General features: G+C 44.6%; 18 protein-coding genes. 11 read left to right on the top strand and 7 right to left on the bottom strand.

Translation table 11 applies throughout. The features are described from left to right. The first annotated feature begins 55 nt into the window (after positions 1-55). From ABDW33_RS30175 to ABDW33_RS30160, 4 genes are read left to right on the top strand one after another with little or no spacing between them, the layout of a single operon-like run. The gene (locus ABDW33_RS30175; RefSeq protein ID WP_343693809.1) at positions 56-2,485 is read left to right on the top strand and encodes a TonB-dependent receptor; all 2,430 of its coding nucleotides are present in this window, start codon (positions 56-58) and stop codon (positions 2,483-2,485) included. Beyond that, positions 2,448-3,359: a histidine kinase gene (locus ABDW33_RS30170; protein ID WP_343693808.1), complete on the top strand. Its 912-nt coding sequence runs from the start codon at positions 2,448-2,450 to the stop codon at positions 3,357-3,359. The genes ABDW33_RS30175 and ABDW33_RS30170 overlap by 38 nt, the downstream gene beginning before the upstream one ends. After that, a complete protein-coding gene (locus tag ABDW33_RS30165; protein ID WP_343693807.1) occupies positions 3,356-4,414 on the top strand; it encodes a histidine kinase in 1,059 nt (352 codons plus the stop codon). Before ABDW33_RS30170 ends, ABDW33_RS30165 begins: the two co-directional genes overlap by 4 nt. Further along, a complete protein-coding gene (locus ABDW33_RS30160; RefSeq protein WP_343693806.1) occupies positions 4,411-5,100 on the top strand; it encodes a LytTR family DNA-binding domain-containing protein in 690 nt (229 codons plus the stop codon). Before ABDW33_RS30165 ends, ABDW33_RS30160 begins: the two co-directional genes overlap by 4 nt. Before the next feature lie 32 nt (positions 5,101-5,132). On the opposite strand, the gene ABDW33_RS30155 is transcribed toward ABDW33_RS30160, so the two are convergent. Beyond that, positions 5,133-5,852 (bottom strand): hypothetical protein, encoded by a 720-nt coding sequence (locus ABDW33_RS30155; protein ID WP_343693805.1) that lies wholly within the window; start codon positions 5,850-5,852, stop codon positions 5,133-5,135. 264 nt (positions 5,853-6,116) lie between these two features. On the opposite strand from ABDW33_RS30155, the gene ABDW33_RS30150 reads away from it, so the two are divergent. After that, positions 6,117-6,818 carry a hypothetical protein gene (locus ABDW33_RS30150; protein WP_343693804.1) on the top strand — a complete coding sequence of 234 codons (702 nt, stop codon included), beginning with the start codon at positions 6,117-6,119 and terminating at the stop codon, positions 6,816-6,818. Positions 6,819-7,511: 693 nt separating this feature from the next. Here the strand turns inward: ABDW33_RS30150 and ABDW33_RS30145 are convergent. The 3 genes from ABDW33_RS30145 to ABDW33_RS30135 form a co-directional block, all read right to left on the bottom strand. Then, positions 7,512-9,221: a GMC family oxidoreductase gene (locus ABDW33_RS30145; protein WP_343693803.1), complete on the bottom strand. Its 1,710-nt coding sequence runs from the start codon at positions 9,219-9,221 to the stop codon at positions 7,512-7,514. Positions 9,222-9,228: 7 nt separating this feature from the next. Further along, positions 9,229-9,729, bottom strand: coding sequence for a gluconate 2-dehydrogenase subunit 3 family protein (locus ABDW33_RS30140; RefSeq protein ID WP_343693802.1), 501 nt, complete (start codon positions 9,727-9,729; stop codon positions 9,229-9,231). Positions 9,730-9,835: 106 nt separating this feature from the next. Continuing rightward, the gene (locus ABDW33_RS30135) at positions 9,836-11,254 is read right to left on the bottom strand and encodes a hypothetical protein (protein ID WP_343693801.1); all 1,419 of its coding nucleotides are present in this window, start codon (positions 11,252-11,254) and stop codon (positions 9,836-9,838) included. A 147-nt stretch (positions 11,255-11,401) separates the two neighbouring features. Here ABDW33_RS30135 and ABDW33_RS30130 point away from each other — a divergent pair, with 147 nt between their 5' ends. From ABDW33_RS30130 to ABDW33_RS30115, 4 genes are all read left to right on the top strand, one after another. After that, a complete protein-coding gene (locus ABDW33_RS30130; RefSeq protein ID WP_343693800.1) occupies positions 11,402-11,950 on the top strand; it encodes a hypothetical protein in 549 nt (182 codons plus the stop codon). 426 nt (positions 11,951-12,376) lie between these two features. Next, positions 12,377-13,381 carry a hypothetical protein gene (locus tag ABDW33_RS30125; protein ID WP_343693799.1) on the top strand — a complete coding sequence of 335 codons (1,005 nt, stop codon included), beginning with the start codon at positions 12,377-12,379 and terminating at the stop codon, positions 13,379-13,381. A 99-nt stretch (positions 13,382-13,480) separates the two neighbouring features. After that, entirely contained in the window at positions 13,481-14,104 is a 624-nt protein-coding gene (locus ABDW33_RS30120; RefSeq protein WP_343693798.1) for a Fic family protein, read from the top strand. A 465-nt stretch (positions 14,105-14,569) separates the two neighbouring features. Further along, complete coding sequence (locus tag ABDW33_RS30115) at positions 14,570-15,775, top strand: hypothetical protein (RefSeq protein ID WP_343693797.1); 1,206 nt, start codon at positions 14,570-14,572, stop codon at positions 15,773-15,775. Between the two features lie 277 nt (positions 15,776-16,052). Here the strand turns inward: ABDW33_RS30115 and ABDW33_RS30110 are convergent, their stop codons facing one another. After that, the gene (locus ABDW33_RS30110) at positions 16,053-17,303 is read right to left on the bottom strand and encodes a DEAD/DEAH box helicase (protein WP_343693796.1); all 1,251 of its coding nucleotides are present in this window, start codon (positions 17,301-17,303) and stop codon (positions 16,053-16,055) included. Positions 17,304-17,505: 202 nt separating this feature from the next. Here ABDW33_RS30110 and ABDW33_RS30105 point away from each other — a divergent pair, with 202 nt between their 5' ends. Both ABDW33_RS30105 and ABDW33_RS30100 read left to right on the top strand, forming a co-directional pair. After that, positions 17,506-17,778, top strand: a complete 273-nt coding sequence (locus ABDW33_RS30105; protein ID WP_343693795.1) for a hypothetical protein — start codon at positions 17,506-17,508, stop codon at positions 17,776-17,778. Between the two features lie 372 nt (positions 17,779-18,150). Beyond that, positions 18,151-18,867, top strand: coding sequence for a DUF1345 domain-containing protein (locus ABDW33_RS30100; RefSeq protein WP_343693794.1), 717 nt, complete (start codon positions 18,151-18,153; stop codon positions 18,865-18,867). A 119-nt stretch (positions 18,868-18,986) separates the two neighbouring features. On the opposite strand, the gene ABDW33_RS30095 is transcribed toward ABDW33_RS30100, so the two are convergent. Both ABDW33_RS30095 and ABDW33_RS30090 read right to left on the bottom strand, forming a co-directional pair. Continuing rightward, the gene (locus ABDW33_RS30095; RefSeq protein ID WP_343693793.1) at positions 18,987-19,946 is read right to left on the bottom strand and encodes an HTTM domain-containing protein; all 960 of its coding nucleotides are present in this window, start codon (positions 19,944-19,946) and stop codon (positions 18,987-18,989) included. A gap of 82 nt (positions 19,947-20,028) precedes the next feature. Beyond that, a complete protein-coding gene (locus ABDW33_RS30090) occupies positions 20,029-20,481 on the bottom strand; it encodes a hypothetical protein (RefSeq protein ID WP_343693792.1) in 453 nt (150 codons plus the stop codon). Between the last annotated feature and the right edge of the window lie 352 nt (positions 20,482-20,833).

The raw sequence follows: 20,833 nt of genomic DNA, 5'->3' as shown, positions 1-20,833 counted from the left end.
TTTTCACCCCCTCTCCCCATCTCCCCACCTTTACCTTCCTAACCAATAAACGCATATGAAACTATTTAGCCTATTGCTATGCCTGCTTGTCATCACACAAGTAAAAGCTCAACAAACCACCGGGAACCCATCCACTACTAACCAACAAACCGGTTCCCAACACCTCACCGGTAAAATCACCGACCCACAACAAAACCCACGCCCTTACGTCCTGCTCGTCCTGGCGTCCGACAGCCTATACACCCAGGATGTAAAATCCACCATCTCCAGTGATTCAGGTACCTACACTTTCCAAAACATCCCCGCCGGACAATACTACCTCCGCGCCTCCTTCTTAGGCTTAAAAACCTATTCCAATAAAATCACCGTCCCAGGAAAACTTGACATCGTCCTGGCCGACTCCTCCTCCCAACTCAACGAAATCGTCGTAAAAAGCCAAAAACCAACCTTTCAAAAGCTCACCGACAAATTCGTCTTCAACGTCGCCAACTCCACCCTCACCGCCGGTGGTACCGCCTTCGACGTACTCACTCACACCCCTCTCCTCATCCAGGGCACCAACGGCAATCTTAACATCGCCGGCTTTCCCGCTGGCGCCATCGTCTATATCAACAACCGGAAATCCCTCCTCTCCGGTGATGACCTCCTCACCTACCTCAAAGGCATGCCGGCTGACAACATCGTCAGCGTCGAAGTCATCACCAACCCCTCCGCTAAATACGAAGCCGGCTCCTCCGGAGGTATCATCAATATTCTCTTGAAAAAAACAGAAGACGAAGGACTCAATGGCTCTCTCACCCTCGCTGACAGACAAAACCGATACAACGAACAACGCATCTCCGGCGTACTCAACTACAAAAAAAGAAGATACGCCCAACAACTACAAGTCAGCGCCACCAACAGCGGCAACTTTTACCAACTCACCAGCACCACCACCTATCCGAAAATAGACCAGGTAGAATACCTGGATACAAAGATCTATTCCAACTACAAAGACATCTACGCCCAAACTGCTCTTAACTACGAACTCTCTCCAAAAACCAACATCGGTGGATCTGTTGAGTATAAATACAATGACAGACACTCCCGCCAGCACATCACCAACTACATCCATTATCCCGAATACACCGATTCCTTAATCAACACCAACAAGGAACCGAATGGCAATAACATGCTCACCGGGAACCTCTACTTCAAATTCAACGACACCAAAAAAAGCCGCTCTTTAGATCTCAACCTCGATGGAATCATTTACAATAACCATGATTATAGCACCTTCCTGTCCTATTACATGAACAAACCATCCGAACTATTCAACGGCTACAAATCCGATGTCAATCAACAAATTCATAACTACTCCTTCAAAGCCGACTACACCCAGCCCTTCATCTGGAAAACAACACTGGAAGCCGGTGGCAAATACACCTATACCGAAACTAAAAACCCATACAACTTCTATAACCTAAACCTCTCCAACGAGGAATTCATTTACAACCCAGGGATCTCAAACTACTTCATCTACCAGGAGAAGATCTTCGCTGCATACTTAAACCTCCAAAAAAGTATCACGCAGAAAATCTCCCTGAAAGCCGGTGTACGCCTGGAATCCACCCACACCAACAATATCCAGAAAGAAAAATACATCAACAACTACACACGTTGGCTACCATCCGCTACCGTCAACTACGCCATCAACAACAACCATAACCTCTCTTTCGCCCTCAAAAGCGATTTCAACAGACCTTCCTTCTGGCAAATGAATCCATTCATGACCTACACCAGCAACAAATCAGGTGTACAAGGCAATCCTTTTATTCTACCGACCCAAAGCATCCGTGCTGAACTCACCTATATCTACCACCAGAACTACATCTTCATGGCCAGCTATGGCAAAGAAACAAACCTCTTCCAGCAGGTCGTAACACTGGTACCACCAGACACACTCATCTATTTGTGGAATAACTACGGCTACTCCAGGTCAATGACCCTCACTTCCGTGATCAATCAAACGATCATCAAAGACCACTGGACAGCCAGCATCACCAATGCCCTGGATTGGCGCACACTCAATGCCACCGCCAATGGCGTTGCCTATAAAAATACTTATCCCATCTATATGTTGAATATTAACAATAATTTCTCTAATATCGCGCACACTGGTATCGACGCCACCGTCGGAGGCAATTACGTGAACCAATATGTACAGGCAAATATGTTGTTGAAATCATTTGGCAGTGTCAACATCGGCGTGAGTAAGAATTTCCCTAAACCGGATGTAAAAGTAAGCCTCGCTGTTGATGATATATTTTTCAACAACTACTTCAGGTTAAGCACACTACCCAACGACCAGATGATGAACAACGCTGTCAGTAAAGGTAACACCCGCCAGGTACGTGTATCGCTGATCAAAAAATTCGGCAACAAGAAAATGAAGAAATTTAATTCCAATGATAGCGGCAATCAGCAGGAACAAAATAGGATTTAACTTCTTAAAAAATTATACCGGGGCTACAAGAGTATGCATACATATCACATTCTGGATGTTGTTTTATGTATTCGTATTCTTGTACTTTTGGGAGATCTATAAGATCAATGGACTGATGCACCTGAAAAACTATCACCAGCTAGGTCTCTTTTGTGGCATCCTGCTGATAGTCACACTATATCTTCACTATGGCGCAGTCTACCTGGTCACACCCTTATTCAAAAGGAATATTGCACTGGGATTGGGACTCATCCTACTTTATACATTCAGTGCCTATTGTGTCAACCAACTCCTCTTACAACATTTTATATACGGACCTAACGAACAAAGTGATTACAGCTTTTATTCCCGGCACCTGCTCTCTTTCGGGAACCTGGCTTTCTTCTTAAATATCAGTATCTATTTCGGTTGCCTGACAGTCACACTAAAACTAGCGCTCAACTATTACAGAACTGCCAGAAAAACATTATTGCTCACTCAGCTACGCAATGATATCGAAGTAGACTTCCTGAAATCGCAGATCAAACCTCACTTTTTATTCAATGCGCTCAACTCTATCTATGGTATGGCATTGAATGACACGGCAGCGATTGCTATCTTACTCGATTTCTCAAAACTACTCAGGTACCTGCTCTACCAAAGCCAGGAACACGTACCACTGGAAGAAGAACTGGACATCATCCGCATCTTCACACAAATCAATCAGCAGCTCAATCCTGCCTTACACATCCAATTCAACTATGACCATGTTGCCGACCGCATCATTAAAAAATATGCGCTCTTCTCGCAGGTACAAAAGATCTTAAATCATCCGGATGCCACCCAAAAGGAGTATACCCTCATACTGGACAATGACAAACTCTACTTCAGATGAACATTGAAAAAATCATAGCACTCATTGCCCGAAGGCGCGTCCTTGTCCATATTTCTTTCTGGGCGATCTACATCGTGTTGCGATGGTTATTTCTAAAAACAACCATCGGGAATATCAGCGCCATGTATGCATTCTATTATACAATCTACCTCCTTTTATTCACCATCTTCTTTTATTACTACATCGCCTACCTGATCCCGGCACTATTCAGGCACGGGCAAAGGTTGATGGCCATCCTGCTCATCCCCGGTTCGTTCCCCGTATATGTTATTCTTTCTACGCTTTACGTCAAAGTCCTTCCCTACTGGGATCACAGCTTCTATGTGCAACTGCAGGAAATGTCCTATTGGAAAACCTTCTTCGATTTGCAAAAAGCCGCCTATACATTTGCAGGCGTCATCTGGGGTGTATTGCCCCCTCTGATGATCAGGTTCCTGCTGGAAATTTATAGACACGTCCAACAACAACAATCCATTATATCGTATAATAAACAACTGGCTAGAACGCAGGCACACTCCCACCTGCCAGCTGATTTTATCTTTGGCACGTTACAACTCATGCGGCAAAAGATGCACGATAATAAAAACGCAGATCAGGCCATTGATAAACTAAGCAACTTACTTGATTTTGCGTTTTATAAAAGTCAACATAAAACTGTCACCATTCAGGAGGAAATCGACTTCCTGGAAAGCTATATCGGCTTTGAAAGAATGCGGCACTCACCGAACCGTGTCTCTATTCAATTCGAATACAGCATCAGTGAAAACAGTACCATACCACCGCTGTTGTTCATCAACTTCATAGAAAATGCTTTTAAACACGGTGTAAACAGCACCATCCAACAATCATGGGTAAAAATATTCCTGCATGAAAATAATGGCATCCTACTATTCAAGGCGCAAAACAGCCTGCCGAAAAACACACCCAAAGACACAGGTGGTATCGGTTTAAAAAACGTACGCAGGCGCCTGGAACTTGAATTCCCAGACAAATTCGTACTGAACTCAATGAAATCTGATATATTTGAAATCGACCTCGTAATCCAACTGAGATGAAAGTATTAATTGTAGAAGATGAGCCTATAGCCCAGAATATATTACTGGACTTCTGTGGAAGGATCTCTATTTTATCAACGCCCGATGTAGCGGACAACGCAATTGAAGCCTTTGAGATGATCAAACAACAGCCATATGACCTGGTATTGTTAGACATCCAGATGCCTGAAATGGATGGACTGACGCTCGCAAAACTACTCCCTTACAATTCTACCAATATTATATTCACGACAGCCTATGCGGAATATACACTGGACGCATTTGAACTGAATGTAGTGGATTACCTCATGAAACCCTTTTCCTATGAAAGGTTCCAAAAGGCGATTCAGAAAGTGCTCGCACGCAAAATGCCGGAGCCCGCACCTACAGAAGATGCCATTTTTATAAAGGTAGACGGACAGTTTAGAAAATGCCGGTTCAACTCAATCTTATATATAGAAGCCCTGAGTGATTATGTAAAAATTCACGCCACCGAAGGCAGCTTTCTTTTCTTCTCCACCATGAAAGGCATGGAAGAACGCCTGCCGGCTAATAAATTCTTCCGTATACACAATTCGTATATCATAGCGATTGAAAAGGTGGAAACACTCTTTGGCAATACCGTGCAACTCACGAATGGAATAGAATTACCTATTGCCCGGAACAGGAAGGAAAAACTGTTTGAATTGCTGAAGATTAATGAATAATGCTATCTCGCATGCCCTTTATTTGCTTCGCATCATGCATTCCCATTATTATAAAAACTGACAATCTCCTTCCTTGTCAGGTTAATCACTGCATGCAAAAAAATATCTCCTCCGTCAGAGGGAGGATCAAATTGATACCATAGTGAACTGATATCTCCCATCAATGGCATTTCAATCTCCACAATTTTTTCCCCGGCTTTATTCACATAACCATAATATTGGCGATAATATACAGCCAGCGGCAGTTTTATATTCCAGTGAGCAGGCCCACCCGCTTTCTTTACCGCTGACTGAAATATTTGTTCTGTTGCTTTTATATCATTACAAGTCAGGTCAATCGCTGAATCATTTCTATTACGTAAGCTATCTTTATAGAACACCACGCCCTCATACCCTTCACCTGCACAAGGAAAGCTCGGATAATCCCGCTCACGATGCTGATACACCCAAACAATATCACAAGCTTTTTTTGTCAGACCAGCCACCCGGTTTTTATTCAGGGCTATTTTCAAAGGCACTTCCGGGTGATCCAGGATATTGATCCTGTAATCAATCCCTTCCTCCTTCATAAGTATTTCTAAATTCTTATAGAAATCAGCATAGCCTTCAACTTCAACCAATTCATTTTTATCATTAGGTATTAACGGCAGGAACTCTACATAGGTATCAGATACATACCACCACCCGATTGCAGCCGCCAAACAGATTATCACGCCAGCACTGATCAGTGCAACTTTTCTTTTGATAGACATAGGGAAATTAATAACTTATTGTTTGCGACCTCACGATGCTCCAACATCCACAAGGTTAGAAAATTAAATTATAACTAAATTCCTGATTTTCGGCCCGAATTTAAACTTTTAATTTTGTACCAGCAGCTGCCGTAAACCTATCATACAGCTGTAAACCATTAAAAGTTATTCACATCAACAGGCAATTCTTATATATACATCCTCGTTATACAACAAGCAATATCCCCTGAATAGTTCTATATTTATCATCATAAATTTTAACCCATGAAGATCCCAAACGCATTCAATGATATCATCAAAGCCCATTTGAATGTCAACGCAGCCTGGCTTCCCATCACCAACACATTTCAATTAGGTGATTACGGCATTTTCTCGGATGGTGTATTTATGCAACTAGGAAATATCAGCGAATTCGGTATTCAATTTGAAACCGCCGAAGGGCCTGAGAGCAGCATCAATTTTACCTCTACTGAGACCAGCGTGATCAATTTCTCCGGCGGCGCACAGGTAGATGTGATTCCGCCAACTGCCGTTGATGCCAAGGTTACCATGAAGTTTACCACCAAAGGTTCATTCTTCGTCAAATCCCCGGTTATCCATGTAGAAGTGATGCAGAATATCCAGCGTATCGGGGCACAACTCAAAGACATTGACGGATGGAGGCGGAAGTGGAAAGTCGTGCACCAGGTATATCATGCAAAAGATGCCGCGATCTTTTCAACCATCGCAGCCGATACCGACCTCACCTTTAGCGGCAATGTAAAAGCACTGCGGGAATTGAACTTAGGCGCAGCTGATATCAATGTGAATACCTCCAAAGAAATGGGATTGGAAATGCACGGCAAAGAAGGCGTGATCGCACTTGGATTATTCAAGCTGCGCTGGCTGGGCGGTGGCGTCAAGTCATTGGATGCCAGTCACCAGGACATCGAATTATTGCATGGAGAAGCAGAAGAAGACGTATAACTATAACAAATCTATAGCCACTACTTGTATGCTTCCTCCAGGCGGCAAAAGTAGTGGCTTTATCATGCCAGTCTATACCATTCCCGGCCCTCTTCTTTTATAGCAATTGAGTACTAATACATCACTATAAGGTCACCTCAATATCCATTGGATAATGAAGTGACCTTATGGTGTACTTCTGGTACCCTTATAGCGTTCTTATGGTATCTCTATAGCGTCGTACTTCTGGCACCTCTATAGCGTACTTCTGGCACCTCTATATCGTACTTCTGGCACCTCTATAGCGTACTTCTGGCACCCCTATAGCGTACTTCTGGCACCTCTATAGCGTACTTCTGGCACCCTATAGCGTACTTCTGGCACCTCTATAGCGTACTTCTGGTAACTCTATAGCGTACTTCCGGCACCTCTATAGCGTACTTCTGGTACCTCTATAGCGTACTTCTGGCACCTCTATAGCGTACTTCTGGTACCCCTATAGCGTACTTCTGGTACCTCTATAGCGTACTTCTGGTACCCCTATAGCGTACTTCTGGTACCTCTATAGCGTACTTCTGGTACCCCTATAGCGTACTTCTGGTACCTCTATAGCGTAGCTATAGTACTCTTACAGCATAAAATCTCCGGTACAAAAAAGCCCCCAAAAGCTGCTCGCTCCCGGGGGCTTTTTACACCAATTACTGGTGAATATGCTTAAATATTTCCCTTCTTCATTTCCTTTACCGCATAATCCACCGCTCTGGCTGTCAGTGCCATATAGGTCAGACTCGGATTCTGTGTACTGGTCGATGTCATACACGCACCATCCGTCACAAATACATTCTTCACCAGGTGCAGCTGGTTCCATTTATTCAGCAAAGACGTTTTAGGATCATGCCCCATTCTCACCCCACCCATCTCATGGATATCCAATCCAGGCGCCTGCTTCGAATCATGTGTTTTCAGATCTGTGAACCCGGCTTTGGTATACATCTCCGTCATCTGCTCAAAGAAGTCCTTCACCATCTTCTCATCGTTATCATCATACCCGATATCAGTATGCACTAATGGAATACCCCACTCATCTTTCTTGTCTTTATCTAAAAATAACCGGCTCTTTTCCTTCGGAATCGTTTCACCCATCATATGAGAACCTACCATCCAGGGGCCTAACTCCTTTTTATGGAGATTGTCTTTCAGCTGATTGCCAAAACCATCCGGTTTGGAATAAGACGGACGCATACCATAGAAGCCAGCCGCATAACCACGGAGGAAGTCAGTCTCCTGTTTTACAAGGTTCCTGAACCGCGGGATATAAGCACTGGTAGGCCGTTTACCATCCGTGGTGTATTCCAGCAGGCCATCGTACTTACCTGAGATAACTGCACGGTAGTTGTGGAAAGCAAAATACTTCCCTAACAAACCATTGTCATTACCGATACCATTCGGGAAACGATCAGAGGTAGAATTCAGCAGGATGATATTGGTATTCACCGCTGCAGCATTGACAAAGATCACCGGAGCAAAGTATTCAGTTGCTGCCTTGGTTTTCGCATCGATCACACGCACACCGGTAGCCTTGCCTTTCTGCCCGTCATAGATGATGGAATGAACAACACTATCAGGTTTAAGGGTGAGATGCCCCGTCTTTTCCGCCCACGGAATAGTCGATGCATTACTACTGAAATAACCGCCAAACGGACATCCGCGCTGACACAGATCACGTTTCTGGCATTGCATTCTGCCTTGTTGTTTATGGATCTCCTGCGGCTCCGTCACGTGCGCACAGCGGCCATAGATCACATGCCTGTCTGAATAGTTTTTGCTAACAAAGTCTTTGAAGTACGCTTCCACTTTTGTGAGATCCATAGGGGGCAGGAATTCACCATCCGGCAGACCGGGTAAGTTATCCTTGTTACCAGAGATACCGGCAAACTTTTCCACATAGCTATACCAGGGCGCCAGGTCTTCGTACCGGATCGGCCAGTCTACCGCAAAGCCATCCCTGGCCGGACCTTCAAAATCATAGTTACTCCATCGCTGTGTCTGCCGTGCCCACAGCAGGGATTTACCCCCTACCTGGTAACCGCGGATCCAGTCAAACGGTTGATCCTGTACATAAGGATGTTCTTTATCTTTCACAAAAAAGTGCAGGGCATCTTCCTTGAATGCGTAACATTTACTCACCACCGGGTTGTCCTCTTTCTGTTGTTGGGTCAACTGTCCACGGTGTTTAAATTCCCATGGCATCATGCTGGTGGTGGGATAATCTTTCAGGTGCTTAACGTCTCTACCTCTCTCAAGTACTAAAGTCTTCAATCCTTTTTCCGTGAACTCTTTGGCTGCCCAACCGCCGCTGATACCCGATCCGATCACGATCGCATCAAAGTTGTGGCTGGTATCGCCTGTATTTATATTTGGCATACAATTTTTATCCTTTATTAACTAATACACTTCCGTGGAATCGCCCGGGTACGAGCTCGTATGGGAATACTTTTGTGAGATAATATTCAGAACCGGTATAGCCCTGGATCAACAGACCTTTGTACGTGTGATAGAAGGCCGAAGCAGGGGAAGCATCGGGAGCTGTCTCTTCCATTTTTTTCAGGAAAGCCTCATCTCCATTTTTCCATTCTTTCCTGAATGCCTGCAGGCCGGTTTTGAATTTCTCCTGATCTGCTTTTGTATAACAATCGTCCATCAGGGTCATTGCATAGACGTCTGCCTGTACTTGTCTGGCTCCCGGTTTTTCACCATTAGGGATCATGACATCTGCAAGGGAAGTTAAGGTGGCTTCCTCATCACTGGATAGTTCTATATTTTTTACTTTATAGGCCGGTGGCTTCTTCTCATGGAGACATGAGGGTAAAACAGCCAGCCCGGCAGATACGAACAGGACCTGTTTTAAAACGGTTCGTCTGGATACAAGCATTGGCGCGTTAGTTTTTCATTACGGACAATAAGGTAGTGGGAATATTCAGGATTTCCAAACATTTTAGGATGAGTGGGCCTCCCCAGGCAGGGGCGTGCAGCAGTGATCACCGGCTGTACACCTTCATATCCCACAGCATTCCCCCGAAAGTAGCGCCGATGATCATGTTGAATAACTGGTAACGCAGTACCACCGGGGAAGCCAGCACACTGAACCCGAAATTCACCAGCCAGTAATACGTAACGATTGTCAACGCATACCGGAAATGTTCATTCGCTATTGCGCGACCTTCCTGGTACAGGTACCTGATCCAGCCAATGCCAAAAATGAGCAGGATGATGCCCATCAGGTAAGGATAAAAATGAAAAAGGGGTAGTTCATTACCGGCACGTTTATACACATGCGCACTGCGGTATTGGAACCATTCTTTTGCTACAGGCAGGATGGTATCCACACCATCATTGTAGACGGCCAGGTTCTCGGCAGGCGGGAATATGTATTGCCATGCATTTGGCCAGATATAATACCGGATATAAGGAACGGGATAGCGTGCGATCAGGAATTTACCATAATCATTGAGCAGGGGGGCAACCTGTGCCATTTTGTGAAGATGACTGGCATTGTCAGCAATATGCTGCACCCCAGGAGCAGGTTGTAAAGGAGAACTGGGATCCCAGATAAAATAGGCCATAATAGGCCTGCCAGGTCTTTCTGACACAGGAACGGAGTCGAGCCACTGATCCACGCGCGCCTGGATAGCAGCGAATTTAGCAGGAATTGTATCATGTCTTCTTTCACCTGCTGGCATATGCGCATAAGCATAGACCGCATTGTTGGCCATTTGCCACCCGCTAAATACAGAGAATTGCCGGCGGCCCATATTGGCTTCCGTTTGCCGCGCAGTATACAATACAAAGCCTCCTACAAGGACGATGGTCATGCCGATGGCCCAGGCTTTAATGAATGTGGAATACTGGCAGAAAACAATGACCGTCATGCTGATGACGGGATAAATGAGGGCATGATATCTCACCGTGAAAGCCAGTAACAGCACCAGTAAATGTATGCACAACAATAAGAAAGTGGGTTTGTAGGTCAGGCGGAATAATTGCGCCATCCACACGAGACTGATACCGATGAAATACACATCGCTGGTAACATAATTACTTAAATAGAGAATAGCCGGGTTCAGGAAGATAAAGGCAAACAGGGTCCATTGCAGCCATTTGCTGCAAGGCCTGATTTCGAGCAGGGTATAAAAGTAATAGAGTCCGCAGAGGTGGTAGATGAAGAATTGCAGGAATACCAGCAGGTGATCACTATGAGAAAAGAGACCGGCAAAACGGATCAGTTTCGCATAGCCAACAGGCCATAAATTAGCGTCGATATTAGTAGCCGCACTCCGTAGGTAATTGTAGGAGTCCTGCATAAAGTTAGGATACGGATACAGGTACTTGATCAAAATAAACTGCAGGACCATTGTCACTCCTGCTAAGAAACAGTAATGGTATCGCATTCTCATCATACGGCAGGAATTTAATCATTTGGTTGAATATAAAATTAGGAGATCCGGAATTCAATCATTAAAAAAATAAAATGCATCTTTAACCAAATCTTAACTAAACGCCGGTTTTACTTTATTAGATTAGAGTAATAAATCAAAATTGCCAGCATGAATAAAGACCTCATCCGGATATTTGAAGAAAAGGCACCCAACGAATTATCCCACTTCTTTTACGACAATGCCATTGCGATAGACCAGCTGATTCAGCAGTATGAATCCTGGAATCTTGCCAATACCCGCCAACAAATGCAAAGCATACATGAGCTCAGGAAAGGAATTCGTCAGCGTACGGCAGATCATGGATGGACGGATATCGACGGCCTCGATCTTTGTTATCAGTTTGCGCAGCCAGGCATACCCGCTATTAATATTGAAGCAGGATTCAGCACCACGCGCACCGCGGCTGCAGGCGCCTTTGTGATCAATGTAACAACCACCGGCATACAGGCCTGGAATTACTACGAAGACAAGCTGCTAAGGGAGTATACGACAAATGAACCGGTAATAGCGATGCAGAAAACAATATTGCAGGTGGCAGCTATTGCAGGAGATCAACATGACAAGATCCTGGGGGCACTCCAACAGGTATACGTTTTTCTGCACACCCTGTGCGGTCAGGTACAGGTGTACAAGGCAAAAGTACCCGGGTTGTCCTGACAGCATTCATAGTATACGATTTATCCAGATCATAATCAATTAATTAACATCTCATTTTACTGCCAGACCCCAATTCCCATCAGGCAGGTCTTCATTATCAATTTTATCTTTTTTACTTTATTAACAACTCGTTAACCACTCTCACCAATCATTTTATTAGTTTAGCAGAATGCTGATCATTGGCGATAAATGAAGGTAGTCATGAGATGGTATAGATAAACTAACTATTCCGGTTTTTGGGACACAACCATTTGCTGTAGTGGAGCGTATTTACCCCCCAAACAGTTTGAATACCTGGCATTGTTCAAACCCTGCTGACAAACTACCTGGCATTCTGATCATCATATTCATGTTTCATCTTTCATGTGAAAAAATGTTACCATTTACCGTGAGGTATTGTCAACATCGCCGTTAAAAAACACGATTATGTATCCAATATTGCATGATGAAAATAAGCTACTATTAGTTGACCGGTTCATGACGGATTATGTGCACGCTGGTCATGTGCCAACGGAGTACCTGCAACTGGTGATTCCGAATGCCGGCCTGTATTATGAATCGGACGATGATTTTGATATGTTATCTCAGCACATGCAGTTGGGTTACTTTTCAGTGTGGCTACATGATATATTTGCGAAGAAGGATATCGTGTTATGTCCGTATACACCTTACCATTTGTGGGCACTGCATTTTATGTATGAAGATACGTTGAGGGCGGAAACGGTGAAGGTACCGGATTTTATGCTGGAAGAGCGGCAGTGTAACCTGTTTAACCTGTATTCCGAAATGCACCGGGTACCAATGCTGGCGGGACAGAAAGTATTGTCGTTTCATATCAACATCATGCCGGTGAATATCCCGAAACTGGTACAGCAGTACCCGGGGTTGTATAACCTGGCGAATAAGCGCCTGGAAAAGATCAGTGGAGTGATCAATGACAGGCCTTACAGGATCAATGCAGTGTGTAATTTTCTTGTGCAGCACATACTGACCTGCAGGTACGTAGAAGAGGTAGCCCAGTATTATATGCACAGGTGCTGCGTAGACCTGTTTTTGAATTTTTCATTGCAGGATGCGACGCCTCCGCCTACCATACAGTTGTTTACCCCGATACAGACGGTAATGCTGCACCAGGTATTTAATTATGTGACGATGAATCCGCATATGCGGCATAGTGTAGCAGAACTGGCGAATATGTTCAATATGCCGGGCGCCCAGTTGGCGCAAGGGTTTAGACATCATTTTTGTATCGGGATCACGCCGTTTATAAATATGGTGAGGATGATGCATATATATGATAGTTTAATGCAGAAATCGTTTACGGTAGGGATGATAGCGGCGGCTACGGGGTATAGAAATGCCGTGGATATGTTGAAGGAAGTGGATGCGTATTACGAGTGTAATGTGATGTTGTTGCGGAGGGAGCAGTAGGAAAGCCTTGATAGAATTGAGTTTATCAAAATGATCGTATGATGATTTTTTGGCTTATTAATTAGTTTTCAGATACCTTTGCGGGGATAAATGATCCCAATGGAAATTATAGAAATAGAAAACAGGCTTGTCAACGACCCGGCATTTCGCGCATGGGCAAGCCAGGTTCTTTTAAAGTTTGTTAATGCACCCGTCAACGATGAAGTAGACGGGATCCATCGGGTAATTACAGACTATACTTACGCACTTGATATTCTTGATCAATACGATCATCGTACGCTCACGATCGAAGGCGTACACAAAACCTCCGCTTTCATTGCTACTTACGAAACTGCCATGAACGCCATCAAGGGCCTTCGGGATAAATTTGGCGGGAGTAGCTTGTTCGGGAATGAGAAAGATGACTCATTTAAGGGATCTATTGCCAATATTTACCAATCTTTCGGCGGAAATGACCTTTACCCAAGTGTAGAAGAAAAAGCCGCCCATTTGCTTTATTTCGTGGTGAAAAACCATTCGTTTTCGGATGGGAATAAAAGGATTGCAGCCTTTTTGTTTGTATGGTTTCTGGAGAAGAATCATATTCTGTATCGTCATGATGGCAGGAAGAGAATTGCAGATAATGCACTGGTGGCAATGACCCTGATGATAGCGGAGAGTAAGCCGGATGAAAAGGATATCATGACACAGGTAGTCGTGAATTTGATTAATGATTATAATTGATCCTTGCAGTAGAGATGAAAGTGTGGCTGATCAGGAGAAGGGACACAATTTACTGTTGTTAATAGTTTACTGTTGTTAATAATTTACTGGCAATAGTAATTTACTGGCAACAGTAATAAATTAGCCAGGCAGGAATGCCCGGCCATATGGATATAGACTAAAAAATTCAATCAAAGTGCAATGCTAGACTATTGTCCCCAAAAATCGGTTAATGCGGAGTTAATTATCCCATATTTTTTACCATTCACTCATATTATTTATTATTCGTAAATTATTGCTGATCATAGAAATCCTTACTAGCACACTGTCTACAGCTGAGGAATAGCATAAAAATGAATGAAATGAACAGGCCGCATGATATATATTTTCATATATTGCATGCACTATCGGGATCACCTATGCCTGATATCCTCACAATAACTATGAATAAAATTTACTATTGTTAACCATTAGCGCTAACACATTATGAAAACTCCCTTAAACCCGCTGAATCAGCTGGTAGAAAGCCTTCAATTCCTTAAACAGCCTGAAGACAACACAACACCATATGAAGTGATTGTTTCCATACACCAGGGAATCATCAACGCTATTAGTCATCTGAAAGCAGCATTGGAAACATGCCGGTTAAACGGGTTGCATGAACAGGCCATGCAGCGCTACATTTCAATCTGCCAGCAAAGGCTATGTGCAGTGATCGGTGAATTACCTACCACCTGGCTGAACACAGAATTATCTTCTTCACACACGATCCAGGAAAACACCGCCCTGTTACGTGCAGATATATGTTTTCAGCTGGACGAATTCCTGGTTTACCTGAGAGATACCTTCCCAACGTATTTCAACCGGTTGCTACCGCTACCTGATATCCACCGGGAGATCATCAGGCAACAACTGCTACCTGGTATTCCACTGATTAAAAGGTGGTTTGAGATCACGGAGGAAGGTTGCCATGACCTGCAGGACCTCATCATGGAGTTATTCAACCAGTTGGATCCGGCCAAACCGTATCAACTGAACGATGCAAAGCTGCAGTTTTTAGGTCAGCTACATCAGCATTTACTTCGCCTGTTAGAACAGGAGAACTATAATGTACAGCATCACCAGCTACAATACGTGCTATACTGTTTGAACTGTAATACAACGGATTTTTATCACTATTGCACCACCTGGCTCAATCGGCAATTGCATCTGGCGAATTCATTTGAGGAGCAAATGAAGTTGCTGAAAGATGCCTACAGCGATATGCAGCAGTTACAGCTGCGTTCAGGACAGGCTTATTGTCCGGATGCCCCCTCGATCAGGGATCTGCTGCAGGAGTGGTTGTTTGTCGAGATCAATTACCTGGAGCGGAAAATGAAAGAGGAACCAGACGTACTAATAGTGCCCGAAAAAATCCGGACGAATATGTCCGTGTCGATGATGGCACTGATTGTACGGTTGCTGAGGGCAATGGGACAGCTGTCCCATAAACATGCAGAGGAGGTATTCAGGTTACTGCCACGGTATTTTTTGGCAAGAAGGAATGAACCTTTTACAGAGAGTATTTTCAGGGCAAAGTATAAGGAGATGACGAACAATACATTGAATAAAATAGCCGGTATAGGGCAGGAGCTCTTAAAAATGATCAGGCCGGAGGAGCGGCCGAGTAGAACGAGGAGATCGTCATTATAAAAAAAGCCCCCTCGTGTAGAGGGGGCGAAATATTTATGGCGGTGATGCGTTAACTTCAGGTAATTCCATTACTTCTTCTTTTTCTTCTTCACCTACTCCATCTCCGCATTAATGCTGGTCTAATAACAACAACCACCTATCATTCTAAATATCTTTCAAAAAACTAATCGCCTCATTATTTCTTTTGCCTCTTCTTCTTCCCCATCTCCGCATTATACTGGTCTAACAACAACTACAAGTTGTCTTTCGAATATCCTTCAAAAAACTAACCACCTCATTACTTCTTCTTCTTTTTCTTCTTCACCTTCTCCATCTCCGCATTATGCTGATCCAACAATAACTGCCAGTTATCATTCGGAATATCTTCCGAAAAACTGATCGTCTCGCGGTAATCATTTTTATCAATCTTCATCACCGTGATCTCCTTCCCTAAATATTGCTGAATCTCCTCCAGTACCGGCCTTTCCTCCTCACTACAAAACGACACAGCCTGCCCCTTCTGCACCCCACGACCCGTACGGCCTACCCTGTGTACATAATTCTCCGGCACATCCGGCAGGTCATAATTCACCACATAATCCACATTGGGAATATCGATGCCCCGCGCATTCACATCCGTCGTGATCAACAGCTTCACCTTGCCAGTCTTGAAGTCTTCCATCGCCTCCAACCGGTTCTCCTGCTCCTTACCACCATGCATTACCAAAGCCGGGATCTCCACCCTGGCCATCGCCGCCTGCACCCGTTCCGCTCTTACCTTGGTTCTTACGAACACCAGGATCTTCCCTTCCGGAAACTCCTTCACCAATCGCTCCAGGAAGAATCGCTTGTCATCCATACTCACGAACGCCACCGCATGCTGAACATTCTTAGATACCGGGTCTTCAGGGGAGATCTGAATCCTGATCGGATTTGTCACCACAGAATACGCCAGGTCCTTAATATCCTTATCAATAGTCGCAGAGAAGAACAACGTCTGGTGCCTGCGTCCCATATGTTTCAATACATCCCTGATATCACGAATAAAGCCCAGATCCAGCATGTGATCGGCTTCATCCAAAATCAGCGTCTCGGTAAAGCTGAGGTCAATAAACCCCCTGCTGATAAGATCAAACATTCTGCCGGGGGTCGCGATCAATACATCTACCCCCTGGGCCAGTTTCTTTAGCTGCGGACCTTCGTCAACACCCCCGAAAAGACCTAATATATTCAGCTTGGTATACTTAGCGATCACAGTAAATACCTCCGCGATCTGGATAGCCAGTTCACGGGTTGGCACCATCACGACACACCTTACCTCTCCCTTGCTCTTTTTAGGAAGCCGCTGTAGCTTTTGCTGCAGCAGGTGCAGCACCGGGATAGCGAAGGCAGCGGTTTTGCCGGTACCAGTCTGGGCTATCGCCATTACATCGTCCCCCTTCAATATGGACGGGATTGCCTTAAATTGGATATCTGTCGGGCGTTTAAATCCCAATTCCTCCAGGCTTCTTTTAATTTCCGGGGAAATACGATACTGTTCAAATTTCATGTTGCAAAGATATGGGATGTCAGGGGAATGTGCGGGGGGTAAGGGGAAATGTGGTCTTAGGAGGATGATTTTGAGGGGGTTCCTTTCTACTTTGACAGGGGAAAAATCAGTTTTAAAATGGCAGGTTTTTATTTTTTTTATTTAAAATGGTCGCTGTAAATTCAATCCCATTAAGGGTTTTAACTTAAAAACAAATTAAATTATGAGCATCAATTTGCAACAAGAAAAGCAGATAATTCTGGATGCGATGGACCGTACGAAAAATAAGGTCTGGGCCAGTCCACCAGAAATAGCGAATTTTTCAGGCATCAATTTGGAGCATGTATTGAGAATTGTGTACAACTCCCGTGATTTTATGATATGCCCTAAAAGGGGGAGAGATGGCTTGCCATTATTTACTTCCCGGAGGATATATAAGGCAAGAGCCCCATTCTGGGTCAAATTTTTAGACTTTTTAGCTGGTGACTATGTTTAATATTCCTGTTTCAATCCAATATTGCATATTAGGCGCCTTCGCTGTTATATTATTAAAGTTCTTTGAGGATTCTAGCTTAGCAGCCGAAAAAAGGCCCAATTATCTATCACCTCTGTACTACTTCAGAGGTTTTGTGTTACTCTTAATGGCAGGCATTTTAGGTTATGTATATTTTGCCAACGAGCCCATTTTTAGTAACAGGTTAATTTATTTTCATACGGGTGCATCTGCTCCTTTAATAGTGAAGACTTTAAAGAATTCTCTACCGTCAATCTTTAATCGTCCTAACTAAAAAAGTGTGCGCTACTTACATTAACTCCTAATTTTTCTCCCCCTTAATCCCTAACTTGCCAACACACAAAACACTTCCCATTGGCAAACGCAAAGACTAAACCAGACTCCGGCATACCATCCCGCTCCGCCCTCTCCCGGTTCTTCATAAACCTCCATCCCATCAAAAGAATCCTCATCGCCCTGTTCTCCTGCACCCTCGTCTGGCTCTCTACCCAAAATGCCGACCTCTCCCCACTCCTCAAAACCATGATCCTCTGGGACGTCTTCTCCCTCGTCTTCTGCGCCCAATGCCTTTACATCTTTTTCAACCGTACCACCCGCGAAATCCGCGAATATGCCCGGCAGGAAGACGGTAGCCGCCTCATGGTATTCATCCTTATCATTCTCGCCTGCTTCGCCAGCATGCTCATGGTACTCCTCCTCATGTTATCATCAGCATCAAAAGAAGCCGGCCTGGTCGTCTACCTTCCCGTAGCCGTAGCCGGTATACTCCTCTCCTGGGCCATGGTACACTGCATGTTCGCTATTCACTACGCCCACATCTATTATGATGACGACGAACAAGACAACACCCGCCACATAGGTGGATTAGAGTTTCCCGAAGAAAAGAACCCCGACTACCTGGATTTTGCCTACTTCTCATTCGTCATCGGCATGACTTTCCAGGTCTCCGATGTGGAAATCAGTAACAGGAAATTAAGAAGATTGGCTTTATTACATGGGTTACTGGCCTTCGGCCTGAATACTTTTGTAGTGGCACTAACGATCAACCTGGTAGCAGGGCTAAGAAATTAGCCCCTGCTAAACTGTATTTCCGGTCGTACCAGGCAATACATTGCAATACCTGAACTTTATATCCTTCAATCGCTCCAGGTATACCTTCCAGTCACGCCGCCCTCCCTCAACACACATCCTCACTCCATACTCCAAAATGCCTGCGTCGCCAGCGTCTCCGCCCTGCGCAATACCTTCCGCTCCCTCAACGGCCGCACAATCCCCCAATACAACTGCTCAATATACTCCCATCCAAACGCCGCCGTGCTAAACACGATCATGATCCCTGCAAATAACTGCAATCCCATAAAAATCGAAATTCCCACATGCAACAATACCACCGCCACATAAGCATACACCCTCGTCTTCCGCCACCATATAAATAAAGGATACCCTATTTCAATCAACAACGTACTCCAGCAAATCAACTTCGCTAACCAGGGATACGCCGCCAGCCAACGCATATCAAACCTTGCAAACTGCCCCTGCATAAACGTCTGCCAGATCGCCTCCCCATTCCACCACTGCACACCCATCGCCTTCTCCAGACCAGAAGCCACATACACAATAGATATATGAATCTGCAATACCCGTATCGACAACATATTCCACTCACTCACACTACTCTCATGATTCTTCCAGGTAAAACTCTCCCCTACCGGCATCAGGATACAATAGAACAAGGCGATATGCAAAAACGTCTCTACACCATACGCCGCCATAAATCCGGTGTTGATAAACATCAGGTGTAGCCCCCAGGCTAATGTGGCTGCCGCTCTTGTAAACATCCCCATCAACAGGAAAATCAAACAGATCAGATACACTCCCATCAACACATACACCATCATATCTCCCCCTATCCCCAACGCATTGGCCAGCGGCTGTAACCATGATAACTGCGGCATCAGCGGCGACACGATCCCTTTACTCAGTGACCAGGGTATCAATCCATTCATCCCGTACAACATCACCACATTTCCCAGCAACCAACATCCCTGCACCAACCCGATAAATGCAATCGCCACTCTAAAAAATGCTAATGGCTCGCCAGATGCAGGCGAGAAAAAAAACCGCTGTAACACACCGGAATACCTGTTCATAAAATGTATTTATAGATGAAGTAAATCATCCCCGGCAGGGGGTATTGGTACCACCACCCATCCTCCTACCGGACATGTTTAATTATTGACTGTTCTTTCTGTAATCCTTCACCAGGAACGGCTCCCACTTTGGCTGCACGCCCGCTCTGAAATCCTGCATCTCTGGTACCAGCTTGCTCACCACGGTCACCCGCACCATCGTGCCATCAGGACATTCCCTTAATACATATGCCGCACAACTCCTCGCCAGCAATGGCTGCGCTTCTTCGATACTGAAAAAATTATAAATAGTCTGAATCCTCCTGTTACACTCGGTATTCTCTCCTTCTAACCTCATCACATGCTGAGATTTTCCATTCGCCACCGTATACAATACCGCAATTTCATTTCCGATGTGTGGCGCAAAAAAGCTAAAGATGTTGCCCGCACCCGTCAAATCGCCATACCCTGACAACCAGGTCGTCCGCTTACTCCACTCCTTGAAATGAGCGGCATGTAAAGCCACTACCAGTAAGTGGAATAGCGCAAGGCTCATCCAACAAATATGTTTCCACGTTATCATAAAAAAGGTTAAAATGAAGCAGGAAAAAAGTTAAAAAGAAAAAGCCAGCTGAAAACAGCGTATAACATTTCCAGCTGGCCCGGGGTTAAATAGTCATAAGCGGATGAAAGACCAGGAATGTACTTTTACAAAAGAATCCACCAGAACTGTAGCGTAATATCTAATACAATTATAAAGCGGTGAATGAAAGTCATTCAATAAAACCAATCAGGACGAGACAATGGTAAACGCGCACTACAACCAATTAACAAAAGGGATTACATCAATCTATCCAGGGACTGCTGTCACACCTCCTTTAATTTATTCCAGGGCGTCTTTGTTACTC

Source organism: Chitinophaga sp., from assembly GCF_039596155.1.
Classification (GTDB): domain Bacteria; phylum Bacteroidota; class Bacteroidia; order Chitinophagales; family Chitinophagaceae; genus Chitinophaga.
Note: the sequence above shows the minus strand (reverse complement) of the source record. Positions and strands in the feature narration are given on the sequence as shown.

Excerpts from the sequence above, each read along its gene's own strand:
- ABDW33_RS30175 (WP_343693809.1), top strand. The coding sequence starts at position 56 with ATGAAACTATTTAGCCTATTGCTATGCCTGCTTGTCATCACACAAGTA.
- ABDW33_RS30170 (WP_343693808.1), top strand. The coding sequence starts at position 2,448 with ATGATAGCGGCAATCAGCAGGAACAAAATAGGATTTAACTTCTTAAAA.
- ABDW33_RS30165 (WP_343693807.1), top strand. The coding sequence starts at position 3,356 with ATGAACATTGAAAAAATCATAGCACTCATTGCCCGAAGGCGCGTCCTT.
- ABDW33_RS30160 (WP_343693806.1), top strand. The coding sequence starts at position 4,411 with ATGAAAGTATTAATTGTAGAAGATGAGCCTATAGCCCAGAATATATTA.
- ABDW33_RS30155 (WP_343693805.1), bottom strand. The coding sequence starts at position 5,852 with ATGTCTATCAAAAGAAAAGTTGCACTGATCAGTGCTGGCGTGATAATC.
- ABDW33_RS30150 (WP_343693804.1), top strand. The coding sequence starts at position 6,117 with ATGAAGATCCCAAACGCATTCAATGATATCATCAAAGCCCATTTGAAT.
- ABDW33_RS30145 (WP_343693803.1), bottom strand. The coding sequence starts at position 9,221 with ATGCCAAATATAAATACAGGCGATACCAGCCACAACTTTGATGCGATC.
- ABDW33_RS30140 (WP_343693802.1), bottom strand. The coding sequence starts at position 9,729 with ATGCTTGTATCCAGACGAACCGTTTTAAAACAGGTCCTGTTCGTATCT.
- ABDW33_RS30135 (WP_343693801.1), bottom strand. The coding sequence starts at position 11,254 with ATGATGAGAATGCGATACCATTACTGTTTCTTAGCAGGAGTGACAATG.
- ABDW33_RS30130 (WP_343693800.1), top strand. The coding sequence starts at position 11,402 with ATGAATAAAGACCTCATCCGGATATTTGAAGAAAAGGCACCCAACGAA.
- ABDW33_RS30125 (WP_343693799.1), top strand. The coding sequence starts at position 12,377 with ATGTATCCAATATTGCATGATGAAAATAAGCTACTATTAGTTGACCGG.
- ABDW33_RS30120 (WP_343693798.1), top strand. The coding sequence starts at position 13,481 with ATGGAAATTATAGAAATAGAAAACAGGCTTGTCAACGACCCGGCATTT.
- ABDW33_RS30115 (WP_343693797.1), top strand. The coding sequence starts at position 14,570 with ATGAAAACTCCCTTAAACCCGCTGAATCAGCTGGTAGAAAGCCTTCAA.
- ABDW33_RS30110 (WP_343693796.1), bottom strand. The coding sequence starts at position 17,303 with ATGAAATTTGAACAGTATCGTATTTCCCCGGAAATTAAAAGAAGCCTG.
- ABDW33_RS30105 (WP_343693795.1), top strand. The coding sequence starts at position 17,506 with ATGAGCATCAATTTGCAACAAGAAAAGCAGATAATTCTGGATGCGATG.
- ABDW33_RS30095 (WP_343693793.1), bottom strand. The coding sequence starts at position 19,946 with ATGAACAGGTATTCCGGTGTGTTACAGCGGTTTTTTTTCTCGCCTGCA.
- ABDW33_RS30090 (WP_343693792.1), bottom strand. The coding sequence starts at position 20,481 with ATGAGCCTTGCGCTATTCCACTTACTGGTAGTGGCTTTACATGCCGCT.